This window comes from Leisingera aquaemixtae (assembly GCF_019801145.1).
Lineage (GTDB): Bacteria > Pseudomonadota > Alphaproteobacteria > Rhodobacterales > Rhodobacteraceae > Leisingera > Leisingera aquaemixtae_A.
In genome coordinates, this window is record NZ_JAHVJQ010000004.1 from 106,745 (window position 1) to 128,187 (window position 21,443).

Sequence of the window (21,443 nt, forward strand, 5' to 3'; positions counted from 1 at the left end):
AAAGGGGCCATCCATGGGCAAATTGTTTTCCTACCGCAACCGGCCCGTGCACCTGGGGCCCTACCCGATGGAGGCCCTGACACGGCAGGCCCAGCCGGAAGGGCTGGACGCGCTGCCGCCACAGGAGCAGGTCAGTTTCCGCCGCCCCGATGCACCGCTCTCCCTCGTCAACGCGATGCGCGATTATCAGGCGATGCTGGATGCCACGCGCGAGGGGCTGGTGAAAAAGGAACGCGCCGAAATCCCTGCGGACCCGCAGGAGCGTAGCGATCACCTGAAGGCCTTCGGATACTTCTGCGACGCCTCGCTTGCAGGTGCCTGCGCGGTGCCCTCCTGCACCTGGCTGGACGCGCCGCTGGTAAACCCGGATGTGTCGGCGCTGGCGGAAACCCTGCGCACGAAGCAGACCAAGACCTTCGCCTCCGGCATCGACGTGGTGATGGCGAACTTGCGTGAGGCGATGCGGGCCCCGCCCGCGGACTGCCGCCACCACACGCACGCGCTGGTCTATGTCTATGAATTCCCCCGCGACCCCGGGGCCGGGGAAGATGGCACTGACTGGCTGCCGGATGCACAGGACCAGCGTGCCTGCCTGCGGGCGGCGGAAACCGTGGTGACCTTGGCCAACTACATCCGCCTTCTGGGGTGGGAGGCGCGCGCGCATAGCGGTGCCGCCAGTGATGTGCACCTGGGCAAGCTGGCGGTACAGGCGGGGCTTGCCACCTATGAGAACGGCATGCTGACAAACCCGTTTCTGGGCAGCCGTTTCGGTATCTCTGCCGTTACCACGACGCTGGAACTGGCTCCCGATTTGCCGCTGGTTCTGGGGCAGGCGCCGGGGCTCACATACCGGCTGGGCCTTGGCGCCCACGCCAAGAGCGCCGCCACCCGCGACCCCTACACCAAGCGCCGCTTCATGGACGGCCCGCACCCGTTCGATACCCTGAAACGGGTGGCAGACCCCACTACCTACATAGACGAGGTGAACGTCGCGCGGGTCCCGAAACGTGCTGACATGTTTGCACGCTCCCTGTTCGGCGACCTTGGCAAAGGCCCGCAGGAGGCGGCGAAGAACGGCAACTATGTCCGCAAGTCCTCCTCTGCCTTTGCCTTTCGCTCTTCGCTTGCGGCCTTCGTGCTGCTGCAGGACGGCGAGGCTGCGCCGCAGGTTGACCCCAGCGCCGCCGATGCCGCCCGCAATGCTGCCAGTATCAAGGCCGCGGCCTATTTCCTTGGCTGCGACGCGGTGGGCATCTCGCGCTGCCCGGACTGGACCTACTACTCCCACGACGCCGCAGGCGAACCCCTGGCGCCCTACCACGAAAACGCCATCAGCATCATCATCGACCAGGGCCATGAGACGATGGAGGGCGCCTCCGGCGACGATTGGATTGCCTGCGCCCAGTCGATGCGCGCCTATCTGCGGTTCTCGCTGCTGGGCGGCGTGATCGCGCAGCAGATCCGCAACCTCGGTTATACCGCCCGGGTGCATTCGGTGATGGACGGCGAGGTGCTGCAGCCGCCGCTGTTGCTGCTCTCCGGCCTCGGCGAGGTCTCTCGCATTGGTGAGGTGATCCTGAACCCCTTCCTCGGCCCTCGCCTGAAATCCGGTGCCGTGACCACCAACCTGCCAATGACCCATGACAAGCCGGTAGACTTCGGCCTGCAGCGGTTCTGCGAGGCCTGCAATAAATGTGCCCGCGAATGCCCCTCCGGCGCTATCACCGCCGGGCCGAAGCTGATGTTCAACGGTTACGAGATCTGGAAGTCCGACAGCCAGAAATGCACCACTTACCGAGTCACCGTGCCCGGCGGCGCAATGTGCGGCCGCTGCATGAAGACCTGCCCCTGGAACCTGGAGGGCCTGTTTGCCGAGGCGCCGTTCCGCTGGGCCGCGATGAATGTGCCCGGCAGTGCGCCGCTCTTGGCCAAGCTCGATGACGCGCTGGGCAATGGCGAGGTGAACGGCACCAAGAAATGGTGGTGGGATCTGGAGATGGTGGAGGATGGGCCCTATGCCCCCTCGCAGCATCCCGTGAACGCCCGCAAGCTGTCCAAGGACCTTAACCTGAAATTCGAGGATCAGACCCTGGCGGTCTACCCCGCACCGCTGGCCCCGCCGCCTTATGCCTGGCCCGCGCCGATGGACCGCGAGGTCGGGATCGCCGCCTATCAGGCGATGATCCCCGCAGCGGAGCACAAGCGCCGCCGCGCGCAGGGCCTGCCGCCGGAGCATGTCTATACCGCAGACCAGGGTGATGCGCCTGTGATGCGCGTGCGTCTGTCGAAGGTCGAGCACATGACGGAGGCCGTCACCAAGTACGAGTTCTCGCTGCCGGACGGCGCCTCGCTGCCTCCGGCCACTGCAGGTGCCCATATCGACGTGGTCGTCGCGCCGGAGTTCTTCCGCCAGTACTCGCTGTCGGGCGATCCGGCGGACCGCTCGAAATACCAGATCGCAGTGCTGCGTGAGGACGCGGGCCGCGGCGGTTCCAGACTGATGCACCGGATCTTTGAAGAAGGCCGGATGGTGTTCATCTCTAAGCCGATCAACCACTTCCGGCTGGTGGAGGATGCCGCCAAGTCCTACCTGATGGGGGGCGGTATCGGGGTGACGCCGATGATCGCGATGGCCCACCGGCTGCACGCGCTGGGCCGGGATTTCGAGTTCCGCTATTCATGCTCGAAAATGGCAAATGCCGGGTTTCTGGATGACTTCCGGAACGTCCCATGGGCAGACAAAGTTCATCTGCATTTCTCCGATCTGGGTACCCGCGCGGACCTTAAGCAGGTGTTGCAGTATACGCCCGGCAGCCACGTCTATACCTGCGGGCCGGAGGTCTATATGCAGGCCGTGCTGGAGGCGGCAGAAGCCAATGGCTTCCCGGAAGAGGCCCGCCACATGGAATACTTCTCGGTTCCCGAACAGCCCGAATACGAAAACCATCCCTTCACCCTGAAGCTGGCGAAATCGGGCCGCAAAATCCTGGTGCCGGCGGAAAAGACCGCCGCCGAGGCGCTGGCCGAAAGCGGCATCCACGTGGATGTGAAATGTTCCGATGGCATCTGCGGCGTCTGCAAGTGCGGGCTGATTTCCGGTGATGCCGAGCACCGCGATTTCGTGCTCTCGAACAAGCAGCGCGAGGGCGCCATCATTCTCTGCCAGTCCCGCGCGCAGGCGCCGGAAGGCGTGCTGGAAATCGACCTCTAGGCGGTCGGCCTGACAGCAAACCTGGCGGCAGGCGGCGGCTCAGAACGGCTGCCGCTCTCCCAGCAGGTAGCGGGCCAAGTCCACGTAATCAAACGCCAGCGACACCGCGATCACCGCGCAGACCATCAGGATGATCCGCTGCGGCCAGGCAGGCATGTCCGGCCGCGCCCGCTGCCGCCACAGCCAGACCGCCAGCGGTGTCCACAGGATCACATGCGGCAGCCCCAGAAGCCGCACATATCCCAGCTGCCCGTAAATCCAGTAAACTCCGCCGCCCGCCAGCAGGCTCGCTGCCACCGTCACCAGTCCGGCGATCCGGCTGGGCTTCCAGATCAGCAGCGCCAGCGGCAGCACAAAGGCGCCCAGAAACAGGATGTTGACCCAGACCTGCACCCACTGCGGCTGGGTTGCAATTGCCTCTTCCAATGTCATCGCACGGCCCTCCCGCTTGCGACCCTAGGTAAGGGCCGTCCGCACGGCAAGCGCTACAGTGCCGGGCCTTCGCGCATCTTGTCCTGCTCTTCCGGCGTCGGCGTGTGGTTGAAAACATAGGCCGTGCGGCAGGCCTCCTCGCCACCCAGTTCCACGATCCTGCGGCGCTGGTCCGCAAAGGCACGGGCGTTCACTTCATCCGGATCGCAGATTGCCCGCAGCCGCTGCTCGCCTTCCGCCAGAGCCGCCCTGATCTCCGGGTTATGCATCCCGTCCTTTGCCCGGTTCACCTGCTCATGCGGGTCGCCTTCCAGGTCGAACAGCTGCGGCTGCATCCCGGCATAATGAACGTATTTCCACTTGCCCCAGCGCACCATGAAGGCGCCGGTTCTCGAACCGCCGTCGTGGTATTCGCTGAACCCGGTGCGGCTCTCGTCATAGGGCGCATTGGCAATCCGGCGCAGCGAGACGCCCGGCAGCTCCGCATCCTCCGCCACGCCGCACACCTCCCGCGCGGTGGCGGCGATGTCGGTCAGGCTGGTGCAGGTCGCCACGCATTGCCCCGCCGGAATGCCCGGCCCGGCGGCAATCATCGGCACGCCTGCGGATTGCTCGTACATCACCTGCTTGGTCCAGAACCCCTGGTCCCCCATCATGTCGCCGTGATCCGACACATAGAGGATCACCGTGTTCTCCAGCTGGCCGCTTGCCTCCAGCGCTTGGATCACCCGGCCGGTGCAATGATCCATGAAGGACGTGAGCCCGTAATAGGCCGCCTTGGCCTCGCGCATCTTCTGTTCGTCGAAGTAATCATCGTAGTTGAAGAAGGCGGCGATATTGCGCAGCTCCTCGTGACCCGGCAGGCCCGCGCCATAGCCCACCGGCAGGTCCATCTCTGCCGGGTCGTACATACTGTGCCACTCCTCGGGGCAAGTCAGGGGATAATGCGGGCTGACCAGCGACACAAACGCCGCCCACGGCTGCCTCTGCCGCCTGGGATCGACCAGCCAGGCCTCTGCCGCTTCCGTGATCGCCAGGTCGTAGTCGGTATAGCTGCTGCTGCCCGCGCCCACATCGCCGGCCAGTTCCGCCGCCGAGTCATAAGGCGGCGGGTTCTCCCGCAGTAGCCCGACGGCCCAGCCGATACCGCCGACCACATGCATCGGCAGGATTTCCTCGGAGAACCCGTTGTCATCCTCGGCAGAGCGGAAAGCAGTTTGCCGATCGACACCACCTCGCGGCCCGCGTCGCGCAGCGTATGCATCCAGCTGCGCGGGCTGCCAGCGTAGGGGGTCGCGCTGTCCCAATGCCCTGACTTATGCACCCAGTTGCCAGTAGCCAGCGCCGCGCGGGTGGGCACGCACATGGGCGAGGGCGTATAGGCCGCGGTGAACATCGTTCCGCGCGCCGCCAGCGCGTCCAGGTTCGGCGTCTTCACAATCGGGTGGCCCGCACAGCCCATCGCATCCTTGCGGTGTTCGTCCGAGATGATGACAAGGAAATTCGGCTGCTGGCCCATCTATGCCTCCCTTTCGGCTGCTGCTCCCAGACTGACGGCAAAAGACGGCGTGTGATTTCCAGTTTGCGGCATCCGGGCGGCGGAATGCTTTCTTTTTCCAGCCAGAAGCATCCGCTTGAGATTTGCAATGTTATGACATAACAATGCGACTCGCGGAGGCAACACGAGGCAGAGTGATCATGGCGACGACGGGTGACAGTGAAGCGGCGGGTTTCCGGGCTTCTGCTGAGGAGTGCGGCCGCAATGGCTGACCGCAGGCCGCGCCGCAACCTGGTGTCCCGGCTCAAACGCAGGCGCCGGGCAGGGGATCCGATGCAGGCCTATGATGCCTTGCCCCCGGGGTTGCGGCGATGGCTGGCCACCGCCTGCCTGCCCTGGAGCCCGGCCTCAGCCCTGAAGATCTGGAACAAGGCGGGCGGCAGCCGCGATCCCGGCGCGGCAGCGGCCCGGCTGGACGCCGCCGAACAGGCCATGCTGCGGCGCGACGCAGGCATCTGGGATTTGCGCAGGTGAAGGCTTCATCGTGCCTGGCAGGGGGGGGCGGGCCTCCTGCCAGGTCAATCCCTCAGGCGGTCTTCTTCTCCGCTTCCGCCGTAGCATCAAATTCCGCCCGCGCAGCATCAATCACCGGCAGATGCTCCAGCGCCCACAGCCCCAGCGCCTTGACTGGCTCACGGAACGATTCACCCAGCGGCGTCAGCGCATACTCCACCTTGGGCGGGATCGTCGGGTGATAGGTGCGGCTGACCAGCCCGTCGCGCTCCAGCTCGCGCAGGGTAAGGCTCAGCATCCGCTGGGAAATGCCCAGATGCCGCTTCAGCTCATTGAACCGCAGCACGCCGTATTGCGCCAATGAGATCACGATCAGCACGCTCCAGCGGTCGCCGACCCGCGACAGTACTTCGTTGATGCGGCCGCATTCCGGGCATTGACCCTGCGCCATGGTGGTTCCCTCCGTGTAACCGGGGCTCAGGAATGTGCCTTCTTGTGCCCTGTCTGGTACCGCTTATATAGCCGGTTACAAATTTATACCACCCTTCCCGTAAGGCCCCGAAAGGACCCGAGACATGAGCAAGAGCACCCTGATCGAGAAGCTGAACTGGCGTTATGCCACCAAGAAGATGGACCCCTCCAAAGCGGTCCCGCAAGAGAAGGTCGACCAGATCATCGAGGCGATCCGCATGGCGCCGACCTCATCCGGCACCCAGCCGTTTGAGGTGTTTGTCATCACCAACCCGGAGATCCGCGCGCAGATCCGTCCCCATGCCTGGGACCAGGCCCAGATCACCGACGGCTCGCATCTCATCGTCTTTGCCGCCTGGGACAACTACTCCGAGGACCGCATCGACGCCGTCACCCGCCAGATGACCGAGGAGCGCGGCGAGATCCCGATGCTGAACCAGTACTACGAGAACCTCAAGGCGACCTACCTGCCGCGCGAGGCGCGCACCAATCATGACCACGCAGCCCGCCAAGCCTATATCGCGCTGGGATTCGCGCTGGCCGCCGCCGCCGAGCTGGAAGTAGACAGCACCCCGATGGAAGGCTTCACGCCGGAGAAGATCGACGAAATCCTGGGCCTCAAGGACAAGGGCCTGCGCTCGGTCCTGCTGCTGCCGCTCGGCTACCGCGCCGAAGAGGGCGACTGGCTCTTGCCGATGAAAAAGGTGCGCAAGTCCCGCGAAACCATCGTGACTGAGATCGCCTGAGAGCGGTCAATAAAGAAGGCGGGTGGCATTTGGGGCCGCCTGCCTGTGCCGATGATCTGCCGCAAAAGGCGGCCGATTTGAGGACGAAACCTTTAATAGACTGATTTCAGGCTACATTAACAGCTGGGCGCTATTCTATAGCACGGCTCTTGCCGCATTCTGAGGGCCGCAGAGTGGAGTGATTTTGCCAGGGGCAGCCTAAGCGATGTTCAGTTCTGATTTCTCCGCAGGTGATTTGCAGCCGGAGCTGAAGAGCATCTTCTTCACTTGGAAGAGCGCCATGCTGGACGGTGCTTTTCCAAGGCTGACAGAGCTCGGGTTGCCCAATGCTGAAAACGCGCCAAGCATCCTGTCTATTTTCGAGATCGAACGCACTGCAAGCGGGATACTGTCCGATTTCAAGGCACTTTATGTGCGCAGCAGGCTCAGCAACACGCTGCGCGACAAATTCGTTGGCACCCGGCTCTCCGAACATCCGGGGTTCGGCCCCGGCTCGATGATCTGGACCGGCTTTGCAGAAGCCGCTTCCTCCCGCCAGCCATTGCTTGCGTCGCTGCCCTATGTCGGCCCGCTGCCAGCCTACCGGAGCACGTCCGAAATCTATCTTCCGCTGCTCGGGGAAGGCGCTGAAGTCGAATACCTGCTGATTGCCGTTGTCCTGTTGGAACAGGAATACCAGCACCGGAGGCCGGCCGGGCGCGGCCCTGACCGGCGCTAAGGCCTTCCGCTCCAGGCGGTGTAAATGCGGTTCCGCCTTGCCATGCAGGGCTTTTCCCTTGCGCAACCTTGGGAATCCGCCTATATCGCGCGCTGTCAGAACATGGGCGGCGAACGTCCGGGCGGCATATCTGAGCAGGGCTGGGGACTACCTCGGCCCTTTGTGTTTGTTTGATCAGATGTGCTCCGGGCCACGTTCTAGACTGGCTTAACCAAGACCGGCGGAGACAACCGCCCGGCCAGAAACACTAGTAAAGGAAACCTGAGACCTCATGGCTCAAAACGCATCGATGGAGGAATTCGAAGCCCTCCTGAACGAAAGCTTCGAAATGGACACCCCGGACGAAGGTTCGGTTGTCAAAGGCAAAGTGCTGGCAATCGAAGCCGGCCAGGCCATCATCGACGTCGGCTACAAAATGGAAGGCCGCGTTGATCTGAAAGAATTCGCAAACCCCGGCGAAGCGGCTGAAATCGCAGTCGGCGACGAAGTGGAAGTCTTCCTGCGCGCCGCTGAAAACGCCCGTGGCGAAGCTGTCATCTCCCGCGAGATGGCCCGCCGCGAAGAAGCCTGGGACCGCCTGGAAAAAGCCTACGCAGACGATCAGCGCGTCGAAGGCGCGATCTTCGGCCGCGTCAAGGGCGGCTTCACCGTCGACCTGGGCGGCGCTGTTGCGTTCCTGCCCGGCTCGCAGGTTGACGTGCGCCCCGTGCGCGACGCCGGCCCGCTGATGGGTCTGAAGCAGCCGTTCCAGATCCTGAAGATGGACCGCCGCCGCGGCAACATCGTTGTGTCCCGCCGCGCGATCCTCGAAGAGTCCCGCGCCGAACAGCGCGCCGAGGTTATCGGCAACCTGTCCGAAGGCCAGGCAGTCGACGGTGTCGTCAAGAACATCACCGAATACGGTGCGTTTGTTGACCTGGGCGGCGTTGACGGCCTGCTGCACGTCACCGACATGGCATGGCGCCGTGTGAACCACCCGTCCGAGATCCTGTCGATCGGCGAAACCGTCAAGGTTCAGGTCATCAAGATCAACAAAGAGACCCACCGCATCTCCCTGGGCATGAAGCAGCTGCAGGAAGACCCGTGGGATCTGGTTGGCGCCAAGTACCCGCTGTCCTCCGTGCACAAGGGCCGCGTCACCAACATCACCGATTACGGTGCATTTGTTGAGCTGGAGCCGGGCGTCGAAGGTCTGGTTCACGTGTCCGAAATGTCCTGGACCAAGAAAAACGTCCACCCGGGCAAAATCGTCTCCACTTCCCAGGAAGTCGACGTCATGGTTCTGGAAATCGACGGCGCCAAGCGCCGCGTGTCCCTGGGCCTCAAGCAGACCATGCGCAACCCGTGGGAAGTCTTTGCTGAGACCCACCCGGAAGGCACCCAGGTCGAAGGCGAAGTCAAGAACATCACCGAATTCGGTCTGTTCATCGGCCTCGACGGCGACATCGACGGCATGGTTCACCTGTCCGACCTGTCCTGGGACGAGCGCGGCGAAGACGCGATCCAGAACTACCGCAAAGGCGACATGGTTTCGGCCGTTGTCTCCGAAGTGGACGTCGAGAAAGAGCGCATCTCGCTGTCGATCAAAGCCCTGGGCGGCGACAAGTTCGCTGAAGCCGTGGGCGGCGTGAAGCGCGGCTCGATCGTGACCGTCGAAGTGACTGCCATCGAAGACGGCGGCATCGAAGTGGAATACGAAGGCATGAAGTCCTTCATCCGCCGCTCCGACCTGTCCCGCGACCGTGCCGACCAGCGCCCCGAGCGTTTCTCGGTTGGCGACAAGGTCGACGTGCGCGTCACCAACGTCGACTCCAAGACCCGCCGCCTGGGCCTGTCCATCAAGGCGCGCGAGATCGCGGAAGAGAAAGAAGCAGTGGAACAGTATGGCTCCTCGGACTCCGGCGCATCGCTGGGCGACATCCTGGGCGCCGCACTGAAGTCGGGCGACTAATAGTACCCGGCCTCACGGCTCGAAAACGGAAAGCCCCGCAGATCTCTGCGGGGCTTTTCGTTTGTCTGGCGGGTAAGTCCCCGGGCGATCCGGTGAGGTGCAGGGGCGGGGTGCGCCGCCGTGCCTGAGCCGCAGAAACCGGCCTATTTCGGGGGTGCCATCCTGGTACTGACAAACACCGCGTTCTCGATTTTTTCTTCGATGTTCTCTTCGATCGTCCCATTGCAATCCTCGCCGCCGAAGAGCCTTGCGGCATTGTGCGAGAATTCCGCAAGGCCTGCCGGCGCGCTGACGGCCGATGCATTCACCAGCATTTCCTGTGTGCGGCTGCTGATCTCGCACACTGCCAATCTGGCCAGTGAAAGCTCTGTTTCCAATCCTGAGTTTTCATCGCGCAGGGCAACCAGTTCCTGTTTGGCCTCGTCGCGCTCGATCTGGGCCAGCTCCAGCCTGGTGCGCAGGTCGTCCTCCAGCGCATCAAACAATACGGCGCGCTGTTCCAAATCGGGCAAGCCCCAAGAGGCGGCCTCGGCGAAATCCATGAAAGAGGCTGCGATCTCCGCGGTGATGTCGGTGCAGGAATCGGTCACCGGCTCTATGCCGTCGAAGCCGGAGTATTTCCATTTCCGCGGGGCTTCGCGCCACAGGAATTCGGATTGGGGAACCGAAATGCCGTTGATGCTGCGGTCGCGGGTCACGGCGATCAAGCTGTCGCTGTACTGGACGCTGGCATCCGGAAATTGGGGCGATTTCAATTCCTGATCAATTGCCCAGACAAAAGACAAGAAGCCAACCTTTTCGCACATCATTGCGCGGGCGCCTTCTTCGAATGCGTTTGCAACCTGAACGCCGGGCATCTCCGGCTCTATGTATTCCTCACCATTTGCGGTGCTGCCGATGGCGGCAATCGCAGCTAAAAGCGCTAGCTTCGCCGGAGCAAGCGGCCTTTCATTTCCGTGAAATCCGAAAGGTGAAGCCTCTTGTTTGGTCATGCTGCCTCCAGTCCTCAAGATATTGATTACCTGTGTGGTTCAGCCTTCAACATGTTGGGGTTGTTGCCAAGTTTTTGGAAGTTTCGGACGTTGTTTGCGAGTCAGTGACACATTCTTGCCATAGTCCCAGTAGACGGTTTGGCGGAGAAATTCAGGCTCAAATCCGGGGGAAATCTGCCTAAAATTCTGCCGTTCAGCTCAATAAAATACCAAAACCGGGCGAAACTCCAAATTGCCGGAAAACGGCAAATGCATTTTTGACCCGCAATGCGTGTGTCAGTTGCCAGCGGTTGGCAGCAGCCGCAGAGCCTGCCCGGCATTCGCCGATAGTATCACCTTGTGCCGCGCAGTGCTGTGCCCGTTTGTCCCAGCCCGGCCGCGGCATGGCCCAAGTAAAATCTCTGGCCGGAGAACCGGCGGACCCGTTCCGGCCGCCTAGTTCGGCCGAACCGCCACCAGCACGACGCCCAGCTCCTCTTCCAGCTCCTGCAGCTTCTTCAACTGATCCTCCGGTAGCGTTGCAGTGTCGGCTTCAACCCCGGCAAGCGCCACCACCGGGCTGCCGATATCCTTTTCCAAGCTCTTGATCGCGTCGAGTTTATCGGCCTCAAGCGTGGCAAGCGGGTACAGCATGGTGGTCTCCTCTTTGTCGGTCACGGCAAGTATAGCCGATTTTTCCGTTTCGGGGCCGGTTGATTGAAGGGCCGCAGAAGCAGCAATGCCGACCGGATACGGCAAGGCCATTCCCGTCCGCCAAAACGAAAAAAGCCCCGGCAGATGCCGGGGCCTTCCGTGTTACACGCCGGTTCAGGCGTTCTGCGCGTTGTCCGCATGGGTGACGACATCCGGCTCCAGATCCCAGATCTTGCCGTCCAGCCCGTCGATCTGGTCGTCCTCGGACACTTTCAGGCCGACGGTCCGCTCCAGGATGAAGGACAGCACAAGCGCCGTCACCACACCGGTGCCGATGCAGGCGGCGGTGCCGATCAGCTGCATCACCAGCGAGATCTCGCCGTGCTGGAACGCATAGGCGCCTTCCTCGATCCCGAAATAGCCGCCGCGCGGGGTTCCGGCCTTGAACAGGCCCAGCATCACCATGCCCAGGGTGCCGCAGCCCAGGAATAGCGGGAACAGCTTGTGCTCGTCGATGCCGCGCTTCAGGGTGAACTCATAGACGGCGTAGGCCGCGAAAGGTGCCACCAGGCCAACGATGAAGGCCTGCCAGGGCAGGTAGACATCAAAGCCGGACGCGCCAGCCACATAGCCCGCCAGCGGCCCCAGCAGGGTATAGGCGTATTTGCCGGTGCTATAGGCGATCAGCAGCCCGGTGATGGCGCCGCCGGCCCAGACCATGGCGTAGTTGTTGATGGCGATGCCGACGCTGGTGTCGGCCATGGTGACGCTGACCGCCAGCGCTTCGGGGTCAAAGAAGAACAGGCAGGACAGGATCACCATCGGCAGGCCCGCAAAGATCAGCAGCAGACCCGGCGCGCACAGACCGATGCTGGGGGCCAGATAGGCAGAGATCCGCGGATGCGGCGCCATCATGCCGGGCCGCGCGCCCAGTTTCGGGGTAAACACCAGCGCCATGCCGGCCGGGAACAAATAGACAAAGCCGACGCCGAAGAAGTCGTGAAAGCCCGCATTGGTCAGCGGCCCGACCGAGCCCCAGGTCGCCCAGCTGAGCGCCGAGGACACCACCGCGGCCACGATGCAGGTGATGAAATAGGCCGCGGCCTTCATCCGCTCGGACACCGCGAAATGCAGCAGGATGTTGATGATCCCGGCAAACACCGCCAGGAAGAAGATGAAGATCTGGAAAGTATTCAGCCCCGGAAAGGTGGCCGGGTTGGTGTGATGCGCCAGCGCATTGGTCATGGCGCCGCCAAGCCACCAGTCATTGATGGAATCCATCATGGTCGCGCCTTCCATGATGTAATACTGCCCGGCCCACAGGCCAAAGCCGATGAAGTAATATGTGGCAAAGCCGAGGAAGAACCCCAGCGTCTTTTCGATGGTCGAGTTGAACAGGTTCCGCCGCCGCGCGGTGCCCGCGTCAATCAGCAGCAGGCCGACAACGACCAGGATGGCCCCGACGATTCCCGATGCATAAAGGATGTTCTGCACCAATGAGTTCAGGGTGACTTGCTCTACATGTATCGCGCTCATGTCCAATGGCATTTCCAGTTTTCTCCATGTTGGTTTGTCTTCTTGCCGGTTGTTGGCCACCGGCTTTGACAGGCCGGCCTGCGCTGCGCCGGAAGGGCAGGGCGTGCCGGTTCGATAGGCACCAGGTCCAGCCAGCTGATGTGACGCGCCTGGTTTAGAAAAGCATGGGCGATGCGGGGCGCTTTACAATGAAAAATTTTACTTTACGGAAATAAAGTTTCATATGCGGCATCTGAGGCCGGCAGATGACGCATCTCGCGCTGCTGAACAGGTGAACTGCCGCATTCCGGGCACAGCCGCAGGCGGCTCGCAACTCCCGAATCAAAATGCGGGCCAGCCGCCGGAGGGGGGCGGATGCCGCGCCGCGGCGGCGCTTTGCCGCCCTGGATTGGGCGCTTACGGGATGAAAAGGTGGTGAAGAGCCGCCGATTTGCCCGTCAAACCCGCGGCATTTTGTTCCCCCATGCACGAATTTTTCCTATACTCTCAGAATAATAGCCAAAACATACCGGCATCCTGGGAGGAAAAAGAACATGATCCGCTCTGAGTTGATTCAGAAGATTGCAGATGAAAACCCGCACCTGTATCAGCGGGATGTAGAGAGGATCGTGAACACGGTGTTCGAGGAAGTGACCGATGCCATGGCCCGCGGCGACCGGGTCGAACTGCGCGGCTTCGGCGCCTTTTCGGTCAAGAAGCGGGACGCGCGGGTCGGCCGCAATCCCCGCACCGGCGAGACGGTCAATGTCGAGGAAAAACATGTGCCGTTCTTCAAGACTGGCAAGCTCTTGAGGGACCGCCTGAACGGGAAAGCCTGATGCGTTACATTCGCTACGCGGTTCTTGGGGCGCTGGCCATCGTGCTGGTGTCCGTTTGTCTGGCCAACAGCACGGTGGTCGAGCTGAAACTGATGCCTGCGGCCTTGGCGGAACTTTTCGGCTTCAACTACAGCATTGCGCTGCCGCTGTTTGTGGTGGTGCTGGGCGGGGTTGGCGCCGGGCTGGTGATCGGTTTCCTTTGGGAATGGATCCGCGAGCACAAGCACCGCAGCGAGGCCGCCCAGAAAGCGCGCGAGGCGCGCAAGCTGAACCGCGAAGTAACCCGTCTCAAGAAGCAGAAGAACGAAGGCAAGGACGAGGTCCTGGCACTTCTCGAAGACGCGAACTGAGCCTGTCATGACGGACATCCGGGTCAAGATCTGCGGGCTCAGCACCCCGCAGGATGTGGCTGCCGTTGCCGCAGCGGGGGCGGCCTATGCGGGATTTGTGTTCTTTCCGAAATCGCCGCGCAATGTCTCCATCGCCCAGGCCGCCGCGCTGGCCATCGAGGCGCCCATGGGCCTGTGCAAGGTGGCGCTGACGGTGAATGCCTCGGACGCGGAGCTGGATGCCATCACCGGCGCGGTGCCGCTCGACATGCTGCAGCTCCATGGGCGTGAAAGCCCGGAGCGTGTGGCCGAGGTGCGCGCCCGCTACGGCCTGCCGGTGATGAAGGCGGTGGGCATCGCCGATGCCGCCGACATTCCCCAGATTGCGCTTTATGAACAGGTGGCCGACCAGCTGTTGATCGACGCCAAACCGCCGAAGGAGGCAGAACTGCCCGGCGGCAACGGCCTCGCTTTCGACTGGCGGCTGCTGGCGGCGCGCAAATACTGGCAGAAGCCCTGGATGCTGGCCGGCGGGCTGACGCCGGAGAACGTCGCCGAGGCCATCCGCATGACCGGCGCCCGCCAGGTCGATGTCTCCTCCGGCGTCGAAAGCGCGCCGGGTGAAAAAGATGCGGACCTGATCGAGGCCTTTACCAAGGCGGCCCACGTCGCCCGCGGCTGAGGGCTCGCACCGCTGCGGCCTTCTGCTATGCCGCTGAGGGCGGGATTTGAGAGATTTTTAAAGATGAAAATACCAGGCTTGCGCCTTCATCTTTCCAAAAATACTCACTGTCTAGCGGTTGTCCCAAGGCGCAGTGCCCGAGGTGTTGCGCACCCTGCGTGCGCTGGCCTCACCTGATCTTAAGCGGCCAATGCCACACTCTCCGCTGATCGCGGTCACCGCCGGGCCTGACACCCCCGGCACCTTGGAACAGGGCCCTTTGGCAAGGGCGCGCAGAGACAACGTTCAGCGTGCGGGAGGAACCTCCCGTCCCGCCTCCGCCCCTTGGCGGCGCCGCCAATCTACACCTTCCAGCCTGAAGGACAGGCAGCAGACCATAGCAATAAAGGAACACACCGGCAGGGCAGGGGCCCTGGCCGGATCGAACCGGTTGCGCAATCTCCCTTTACCAAGGCGCTGCCGCGCTATAGTCATGGCGGGCGCTGCGAAAGTGAGGGAAGAACCATGGCCGACGATCTTTTCAACAGCTTCATGAACGGTCCGGATGAAAACGGCCGTTTCGGCATCTTTGGCGGGCGTTTCGTGTCGGAAACCCTGATGCCGCTGATCCTGAGCCTCGAGGAAGAATACAACAAGGCCAAGGACGACCCCGCCTTCTGGGCCGAGATGGACGCCTTGTGGAAACACTACGTCGGCCGTCCCAGCCCGCTGTACCACGCCGAGCGCCTGAGCGCTGAGCTGGGCGGCGCCAAGATCTACATGAAGCGCGACGAGCTGAACCACACCGGGGCGCACAAGGTGAACAACGTGCTGGGCCAGATCCTGCTGGCACGGCGCATGGGCAAGACCCGCATCATCGCCGAGACCGGCGCCGGCCAGCACGGTGTGGCCACCGCGACCGTCTGCGCCAAGTTCGGACTCAAATGCATCGTGTATATGGGTGCTCATGACGTGAAACGCCAGGCGCCGAACGTGTTCCGCATGCGCCTCCTGGGCGCCGAGGTGATCCCCGTCACCTCCGGCCGCGGCACCCTGAAGGATGCGATGAACGACGCGCTGCGCGACTGGGTGACCAATGTGCGCGACACCTTCTACTGCATCGGCACTGCGGCCGGCCCGCACCCCTATCCGGCGATGGTGCGCGACTTCCAGTCGATCATCGGCAAGGAAGTCCGCTGGCAGCTGGCGGAGCAGGAAGGCGAAGGCCGCCTGCCGGACACCGTGATCGCCGCAATCGGCGGCGGCTCCAACGCCATCGGCCTGTTCTACCCGTTCCTGGACGACCCCTCGGTCAACATCATCGGCGTTGAGGCCGGCGGCAAGGGCGTGGATGACCGGATGCAGCACTGCGCGTCGCTCACCGGCGGCCGCCCCGGTGTGCTGCACGGCAACCGCACCTATCTGCTGCAGGACGAGGACGGCCAGATCCAGGAAGGCTTCTCGATTTCTGCAGGCCTCGATTACCCGGGCATCGGGCCGGAGCATTCCTGGCTGCATGAAACGGGCCGCGCACAGTATGTTTCGATCACCGACAAGGAAGCGCTTGAGGCGTTCCAGCTCAGCTGCCGCACCGAGGGCATCATCCCGGCGCTGGAGCCTTCCCACGCGCTGGCCCATGTGACCAAGATCGCGCCGGACCTGCCCAAGGACCACATCATCGTGATGAACATGTGCGGCCGCGGCGACAAGGACGTGTTCACCGTTGCCAAGCACCTGGGGTTCGACATGTCCGACACCGAGGAAGGCCGCACATTCGAGGAATAAGGCAGGCGGGTTCCGCATCTGCATCAATAAAGAAAGCCCCGGGAATTCCGGGGCTTTTCTTTGTCCAGGTTACCGCAGCGACCGCAGCACCTGGTTGCGTTGCAGGGTCTCCTCCTCCATGCAGGCCCAGTAGAACATCGCCGCCGCGCTGCCGCCCGAGGATCGCTCCGGCAGGCAGGTGGCGTCGCGCCGTTTCAGCCAGGCGCGCTGCTCTGCCAGCAAGGCCTGGCCAGTGCCGCGGGCATCCGCCGCCGGCTTTACCTGCTTCCACAGGCGGTTCAGCTCATTGTCGGCAATCTGCCATTTTTCCTTGGCGCAGAAATTGGCGTCGATCTGGGTCTGGCCATTGCAGCTGGATTGCGCGGATGCCGCAGCGGGGCAGAACGCGGCCAAGAGGAAGAGGATCCGCATCATGTCCGGTCTCCTTCTCCGCGGGTGTTTCTTCAGGCCGGATCGGCGGCGTAGCTTTGCAGCACGCTCAGCGGAACCACGTCCAGCGCCCGTATGTGGGTCGCCTCCAGCTGCACCTTGGGGGCGCAGCCCTCGTCGGCGGCCTGCAGGAACCGCGCGGCGCACAGGCACCAGCGGTCGCCGGGTTTGAGGCCGGGGAAATTCAGGCCCGGCAGCGGCGTCGACAGGTCGTTGCCGACATACTTGGAAAAGGCCAGGAATTCGGCCGTGGTCACCACGCAGACGGTGTGGCTGCCGTGGTCCTGATCGCAGGTGTTGCAATGGCCGTCCCGGAAGAATCCGGTCACCGGTGCGTTCGAGCAAGGCTCCAGCGGCCCGCCCAGAACGTTGATACTGTCATCTTTCTCCATGAAAGCCCTGCTTTCTGTACGTGCCCGGGTAAGAGTAGTGCAAATTCGCGTCCCGTCCCGGATTTCCGCCCCGGGGCGGCGTTCTCCCTGACGGGATGCCGCCGGTCAGTCCCGCCCTTGCGGAAACAAATCCGCCCGCCAGCAGCGGGGCCGGCGGGCGGATTGGATCTTTTCCGAAATGCGGATCAGGTGTTGAACAGGAAGTGCAGCACGTCGCCGTCCTTGACGATGTAGCTCTTGCCTTCCGCGCGCATCTTGCCGGCTTCCTTGGCGCCCTGTTCGCCGTTATGGGCGATGAAGTCGCCGTAGGCGATGGTTTCGGCCCGGATGAAGCCCTTCTCGAAATCGCCGTGGATGACGCCCGCCGCCTGCGGCGCCGCGGTACCGGAACGGATGGTCCAGGCGCGGGCCTCCTTGGGGCCGACGGTGAAATAGGTTTCCAGGTGCAGAAGCTCGTAGCCTGCGCGGATCAGACGGTCGAGGCCGGCTTCTTCCAGGCCCATTTCCTCCAGGAACATCTGGGCTTCATCGGCTTCCAGCTGGCTGATCTCTTCCTCGATCTGGGCGGAGATGATCACATGGCTGTTGCCCTGCGCCGCGGCCATTTCCGCGACCTTGGCGGAATGGGCATTGCCCTCGACCGATTCCGACTCGCCCACGTTGCAGACGTACAGAACCGGCTTGGTGGTCAAGAGCTGCAGCATCTTCCAGGCCCTGGCGTCTTCGGCATCGACCTCGACCAGGCGGGCGGGCTTGCCGTCTTCCAGCATCGCCTGGGCGGCAGCCAGCAGGCGGTCCTGCTGCTGGGCTTCCTTGTCGTTGCCCTTCAGCTTGCGCACCAGGTTGGCGCGGCGCTTCTCGATGCTTTCGAGGTCCGCCAGCATCAGCTCGGTCTCGATCACCTCGGCATCGGCCACCGGGTCGACGCGGCCGTCCACATGGGTCACGTCGCCGTCTTCAAAGCAGCGCAGCACATGGGCGATGGCGTCGGTTTCGCGGATGTTGGCCAGGAACTGGTTGCCCAGGCCCTCGCCCTTGGAGGCGCCTTTGACAAGGCCCGCGATGTCGACAAAGGTCATCCGGGTCGGGATGATCTGCTTGGAGCCGGCAATCGCCGCCAGCTTGTCCAGCCGCGCGTCCGGCACGCCGACCTCACCCACGTTGGGTTCGATGGTGCAGAACGGAAAGTTGGCCGCCTGCGCCGAGGCGGTTTTGGTCAGCGCGTTGAACAGCGTCGATTTGCCCACGTTGGGCAGGCCGACGATTCCCATTTTAAAGCCCATTGCGGCCTCCTGATGCCATTTGGGAGCTGCTTCTAGGCAGCATTGAAGGCCCGCGCAAGCCATGTATGGCTGGCAGAACTGCCACAGTCGCCATCTGTGTTCCGCTTCACAGACAGTATGCACACTGATTTTTCATAAGGCCCTTGGAAAAAATTTAGGGAGTTTTAGAAGAGTGCTGAAAAAAGCTTGGCCAAAAGTCATTATTTTTCCGAGGGGCTGGAAATGAAAAAGACAACAATACTGGCGGCCGCAGTTTCGGCGTCGATGGCGCTGCCTGCGGCTGCGCAGGAAGTGACTCTGGGACTGGGGTACTCCGATTACCATCGCGAAGGGGCGGAAGACGGCGCCATGTTTGCGGTGGACTACTTGCACGCGCCGTTTCACGAGCGCGGCCGGCTGTCGGCGCGTTTCGGCGCCACGCTGGAGGTGCAGGAGACCGGCGATATCTTTGCCGGTGTCGGCATCAGCGGCGTGCTGGACCTGAACAACGACTGGTTCCTCGAAACCAGCGTGATGCCCGGCGCCTATCACGACAACGAGCCGGGCAACGACCTGGGATCCGCCTTTGAAATCCGCAGCCTGCTGGCGGTGGGCAAGCGGTTCCAGAACGGCAAGGCGGTGTCGCTGGCGTTCAGCCACAAGTCCAACGCCTCGACCGCGGATGAGAACCCGGGCGTGAACTCGCTGACGCTGCGCTGGCACATTCCGCTGGGCGGCTGAGCCGGGCCGCGGCAGGCGGCCCGCCTGCGCGGGATTGATTTCCCGCGCAACATTCGGCACACCGGGGCGGACAGATTTCAAAAGGCCCGCCCATGACCCGTATCGATGCCAAATTCGCCGAACTGAATGCCGCCGGCAAGAAAGCCTTTGTCACCTATGTGATGGCGGGCGACCCGGACTACGACACCTCGCTGGAGGTGGTGAAGGGGCTGCCGGGCGCCGGTGTCGACATTATCGAGCTGGGCCTGCCATTCACCGATCCGATGGCCGACGGGCCGACCATCCAGCTGGCGGGACAGCGGGCGCTCGACGGCGGCATGACGCTGGAAAAGACGCTGCAGCTGGCCGCGGATTTCCGCAAGGGCGACGACACTACCCCGATCGTGCTGATGGGCTACTACAACCCGATCTACAGCCGCGGCGTGGACACCTTCCTGGAGGATGCCAAGGCCGCCGGCATCGACGGGCTGATCGTGGTGGACCTGCCGCCGGAAGAGGATGACGAACTGTGCATCCCGGCGCAGAAGGCGGGGTTGAACTTCATCCGTCTGGCGACCCCCACCACCGACGACGCGCGCCTGCCCAAGGTGCTGCAGAACACCTCCGGCTTTGTCTACTACGTTTCGATCACCGGCATCACCGGCGCCGCAGAAGCCGAGGCCGGCGACGTTGGCCCCGAGGTTGCACGCATCAAGGCCGCGACCGATCTGCCGATCATCGTGGGCTTTGGCATCAACACGCCGGAGAAGGCGCAGAACATCGCGTCTATTTCGGATGGCGCGGTGGTGGGCAGCGCCATCGTCAGCCAGATCGGCGCGGGCAAATCCCCGGCCGAGGTGCTGGCCTTTGTGAAGTCGCTGGCGGACGGTGCCCACATGGGGTGACGCTCTGACACAATCAGATCTGAAAAGCCGCTCTATCAGGGCGGCTTTTTGCGTTTCAGGGGTGCGGCAAACGGGGCGTTGCTTTTGCTGGCTTGAATTGGTAAAGAAATTTTACCAAATGAGATCGGGAGAGAAGCCAGTGCCGGTGATCACCAATATCAACGACCTGAAGCGCATCTATGAACGCCGCGTGCCGCGGATGTTCTATGACTATGCGGAGAGCGGCAGCTGGACGGAGCAGACCTTCCGCGAGAACACCTCGGATTTCGAGCAAATCCGCCTGCGCCAGCGGGTGGCGGTGGACATGGCGGGGCGGACCACCGCCAGCCGGATGATCGGTCAGGACGTGGCGATGCCGGTGGCCCTGGCGCCGGTGGGGCTGACGGGGATGCAGCACGCCGACGGCGAGATCAAGGCGGCCCGCGCGGCGGAAGAGTTCGGGGTGCCGTTCACGCTGTCGACTATGTCGATCAACTCGATCGAGGAGGTGGCGGAGGCGACCTCCAAGCCGTTCTGGTTCCAGCTCTACACCATGAAGGATGAGGACTATATCCGCCGCCTGATCCAGCGCGCCAAGGACGCCAAGTGTTCGGCGCTGGTGATCACGCTGGATCTGCAGATCCTGGGGCAGCGCCACAAGGATCTGAAGAACGGCCTGTCCGCCCCGCCGAAGCTGACGCCGGCCACCATCGCCAACCTGATGACCAAATGGACCTGGGGCCTGCAGATGCTGGGCGCCAAGCGGCGCAACTTCGGCAATATCGTGGGCCATGTGCAGGGCGTCTCCGACACTTCGCAGCTGGGCGCCTGGACAGCGGAGCAGTTCGACCCCTCGCTCGACTGGGGCAAGATCGAGAAGCTGATGGAGATGTGGGGCGGCAAGGTGATCCTGAAAGGGATCCTGGATGCAGAGGATGCCCGCATGGCCGCCAAGCTGGGTGCCGATGCCATCGTGGTGTCGAACCACGGCGGGCGGCAGCTGGATGGCGCGCTCAGCTCGATCCGGATGCTGCCGGAGATCATGGATGCCGTGGGCAGCGACGTCGAGGTGCATCTGGACAGCGGCATCCGGTCCGGCCAGGACGTTCTGAAGGCGCTGGCGCTGGGCGCCAAGGGCACCATGATCGGACGCGCCTTTGTCTATGGCCTGGGCGCCATGGGACAGAAGGGCGTCACCGCGGCTCTGGAGGTGATTCGCAAGGAGCTGGACACCACCATGGCGCTCTGCGGCGAACGCTCGGTGGAGGCGCTGGGGCGCCACAATCTGCTGATCCCCGAGGATTTCGGCGGCCGCTGGCAGGAATAGTGCGCCCGGCAGGGCGGGCAGGGGGCTTTCGGGGGGCTTTGCCCCTTCCCAAACCGCGGCAACCGGTCTATAGGCACGGCTTCACGCGGGGTGACAGCCTTGGAGGCACCCCGGTAGTCATATTGGAGAATTAAG

22 protein-coding genes are annotated in these 21,443 nt (G+C 63.1%); 12 read left to right on the forward strand and 10 right to left on the reverse strand.

Annotated features, from left to right (window positions below):
* Positions 1 to 13 precede the first annotated feature (13 nt).
* The gene (locus KUW17_RS10820; protein ID WP_222478915.1) at positions 14 to 3,211 is read left to right on the forward strand and encodes a 2Fe-2S iron-sulfur cluster-binding protein; all 3,198 of its coding nucleotides are present in this window, start codon (positions 14 to 16) and stop codon (positions 3,209 to 3,211) included.
* Between the two features lie 39 nt (positions 3,212 to 3,250).
* On the opposite strand, the gene KUW17_RS10825 is transcribed toward KUW17_RS10820, so the two are convergent.
* Genes KUW17_RS10825 through KUW17_RS23515 form a run of 3 tightly spaced genes read right to left on the reverse strand, consistent with a single transcriptional unit; the run spans position 3,251 to position 5,162 of the window.
* A complete protein-coding gene (locus tag KUW17_RS10825) occupies positions 3,251 to 3,643 on the reverse strand; it encodes a hypothetical protein (RefSeq protein WP_222478917.1) in 393 nt (130 codons plus the stop codon).
* Positions 3,644 to 3,696: 53 nt separating this feature from the next.
* Complete coding sequence (locus tag KUW17_RS10830) at positions 3,697 to 4,680, reverse strand: sulfatase-like hydrolase/transferase (protein ID WP_409996778.1); 984 nt, start codon at positions 4,678 to 4,680, stop codon at positions 3,697 to 3,699.
* Entirely contained in the window at positions 4,578 to 5,162 is a 585-nt protein-coding gene (locus KUW17_RS23515; RefSeq protein WP_409996776.1) for a sulfatase-like hydrolase/transferase, read from the reverse strand. Before KUW17_RS23515 ends, KUW17_RS10830 begins: the two co-directional genes overlap by 103 nt.
* A gap of 243 nt (positions 5,163 to 5,405) precedes the next feature.
* Between KUW17_RS23515 and KUW17_RS10835 the strand changes: the two genes are divergently transcribed.
* A complete protein-coding gene (locus KUW17_RS10835; RefSeq protein ID WP_222478920.1) occupies positions 5,406 to 5,675 on the forward strand; it encodes a DUF6525 family protein in 270 nt (89 codons plus the stop codon).
* A 52-nt stretch (positions 5,676 to 5,727) separates the two neighbouring features.
* Here KUW17_RS10835 and KUW17_RS10840 read toward each other — a convergent pair whose 3' ends face one another.
* Positions 5,728 to 6,105: a winged helix-turn-helix transcriptional regulator gene (locus tag KUW17_RS10840; RefSeq protein ID WP_222478922.1), complete on the reverse strand. Its 378-nt coding sequence runs from the start codon at positions 6,103 to 6,105 to the stop codon at positions 5,728 to 5,730.
* A gap of 124 nt (positions 6,106 to 6,229) precedes the next feature.
* On the opposite strand from KUW17_RS10840, the gene KUW17_RS10845 reads away from it, so the two are divergent.
* From KUW17_RS10845 to rpsA, 3 genes are all read left to right on the forward strand, one after another.
* Positions 6,230 to 6,871: an NAD(P)H-dependent oxidoreductase gene (locus tag KUW17_RS10845; RefSeq protein ID WP_222478924.1), complete on the forward strand. Its 642-nt coding sequence runs from the start codon at positions 6,230 to 6,232 to the stop codon at positions 6,869 to 6,871.
* 205 nt (positions 6,872 to 7,076) lie between these two features.
* Positions 7,077 to 7,589, forward strand: a complete 513-nt coding sequence (locus KUW17_RS10850) for a hypothetical protein (protein WP_222478926.1) — start codon at positions 7,077 to 7,079, stop codon at positions 7,587 to 7,589.
* Positions 7,590 to 7,860: 271 nt separating this feature from the next.
* Positions 7,861 to 9,540, forward strand: a complete 1,680-nt coding sequence (rpsA, locus tag KUW17_RS10855) for a 30S ribosomal protein S1 (protein ID WP_065269590.1) — start codon at positions 7,861 to 7,863, stop codon at positions 9,538 to 9,540.
* A 143-nt stretch (positions 9,541 to 9,683) separates the two neighbouring features.
* Here rpsA and KUW17_RS10860 read toward each other — a convergent pair whose 3' ends face one another.
* From KUW17_RS10860 to KUW17_RS10870, 3 genes are all read right to left on the reverse strand, one after another.
* The gene (locus KUW17_RS10860; protein ID WP_222478928.1) at positions 9,684 to 10,532 is read right to left on the reverse strand and encodes a hypothetical protein; all 849 of its coding nucleotides are present in this window, start codon (positions 10,530 to 10,532) and stop codon (positions 9,684 to 9,686) included.
* A gap of 435 nt (positions 10,533 to 10,967) precedes the next feature.
* Entirely contained in the window at positions 10,968 to 11,189 is a 222-nt protein-coding gene (locus KUW17_RS10865; protein ID WP_315899394.1) for a hypothetical protein, read from the reverse strand.
* A gap of 150 nt (positions 11,190 to 11,339) precedes the next feature.
* Entirely contained in the window at positions 11,340 to 12,701 is a 1,362-nt protein-coding gene (locus tag KUW17_RS10870; RefSeq protein ID WP_261397159.1) for an ammonium transporter, read from the reverse strand.
* Positions 12,702 to 13,195: 494 nt separating this feature from the next.
* On the opposite strand from KUW17_RS10870, the gene ihfB reads away from it, so the two are divergent.
* The 4 genes from ihfB to trpB all read left to right on the forward strand — a co-directional run bounded on the left by ihfB (position 13,196) and on the right by trpB (position 16,294).
* A complete protein-coding gene (ihfB, locus tag KUW17_RS10875; RefSeq protein WP_226430217.1) occupies positions 13,196 to 13,519 on the forward strand; it encodes an integration host factor subunit beta in 324 nt (107 codons plus the stop codon).
* Positions 13,519 to 13,869 carry a lipopolysaccharide assembly protein LapA domain-containing protein gene (locus KUW17_RS10880; protein WP_222478934.1) on the forward strand — a complete coding sequence of 117 codons (351 nt, stop codon included), beginning with the start codon at positions 13,519 to 13,521 and terminating at the stop codon, positions 13,867 to 13,869. The genes ihfB and KUW17_RS10880 overlap by 1 nt, the downstream gene beginning before the upstream one ends.
* A gap of 7 nt (positions 13,870 to 13,876) precedes the next feature.
* Positions 13,877 to 14,530 (forward strand): phosphoribosylanthranilate isomerase, encoded by a 654-nt coding sequence (locus tag KUW17_RS10885; RefSeq protein WP_222478935.1) that lies wholly within the window; start codon positions 13,877 to 13,879, stop codon positions 14,528 to 14,530.
* Between the two features lie 504 nt (positions 14,531 to 15,034).
* Entirely contained in the window at positions 15,035 to 16,294 is a 1,260-nt protein-coding gene (trpB, locus tag KUW17_RS10890; RefSeq protein WP_222478937.1) for a tryptophan synthase subunit beta, read from the forward strand.
* A 69-nt stretch (positions 16,295 to 16,363) separates the two neighbouring features.
* On the opposite strand, the gene KUW17_RS10895 is transcribed toward trpB, so the two are convergent.
* From KUW17_RS10895 to ychF, 3 genes are all read right to left on the reverse strand, one after another.
* The gene (locus KUW17_RS10895; RefSeq protein WP_222478939.1) at positions 16,364 to 16,708 is read right to left on the reverse strand and encodes a lysozyme inhibitor LprI family protein; all 345 of its coding nucleotides are present in this window, start codon (positions 16,706 to 16,708) and stop codon (positions 16,364 to 16,366) included.
* Positions 16,709 to 16,737: 29 nt separating this feature from the next.
* Positions 16,738 to 17,115 carry a DUF2237 family protein gene (locus KUW17_RS10900; RefSeq protein WP_222478941.1) on the reverse strand — a complete coding sequence of 126 codons (378 nt, stop codon included), beginning with the start codon at positions 17,113 to 17,115 and terminating at the stop codon, positions 16,738 to 16,740.
* A gap of 185 nt (positions 17,116 to 17,300) precedes the next feature.
* Positions 17,301 to 18,398: a redox-regulated ATPase YchF gene (ychF, locus tag KUW17_RS10905; protein WP_222478943.1), complete on the reverse strand. Its 1,098-nt coding sequence runs from the start codon at positions 18,396 to 18,398 to the stop codon at positions 17,301 to 17,303.
* Between the two features lie 222 nt (positions 18,399 to 18,620).
* On the opposite strand from ychF, the gene KUW17_RS10910 reads away from it, so the two are divergent.
* From KUW17_RS10910 to KUW17_RS10920, 3 genes are all read left to right on the forward strand, one after another.
* Positions 18,621 to 19,118 (forward strand): acyloxyacyl hydrolase, encoded by a 498-nt coding sequence (locus tag KUW17_RS10910; RefSeq protein WP_222478945.1) that lies wholly within the window; start codon positions 18,621 to 18,623, stop codon positions 19,116 to 19,118.
* 92 nt (positions 19,119 to 19,210) lie between these two features.
* Positions 19,211 to 20,002 (forward strand): tryptophan synthase subunit alpha, encoded by a 792-nt coding sequence (gene trpA, locus KUW17_RS10915; RefSeq protein ID WP_222478947.1) that lies wholly within the window; start codon positions 19,211 to 19,213, stop codon positions 20,000 to 20,002.
* Positions 20,003 to 20,141: 139 nt separating this feature from the next.
* A complete protein-coding gene (locus KUW17_RS10920) occupies positions 20,142 to 21,308 on the forward strand; it encodes an alpha-hydroxy acid oxidase (protein ID WP_222479725.1) in 1,167 nt (388 codons plus the stop codon).
* The last annotated feature ends 135 nt before the right edge of the window (positions 21,309 to 21,443 follow it).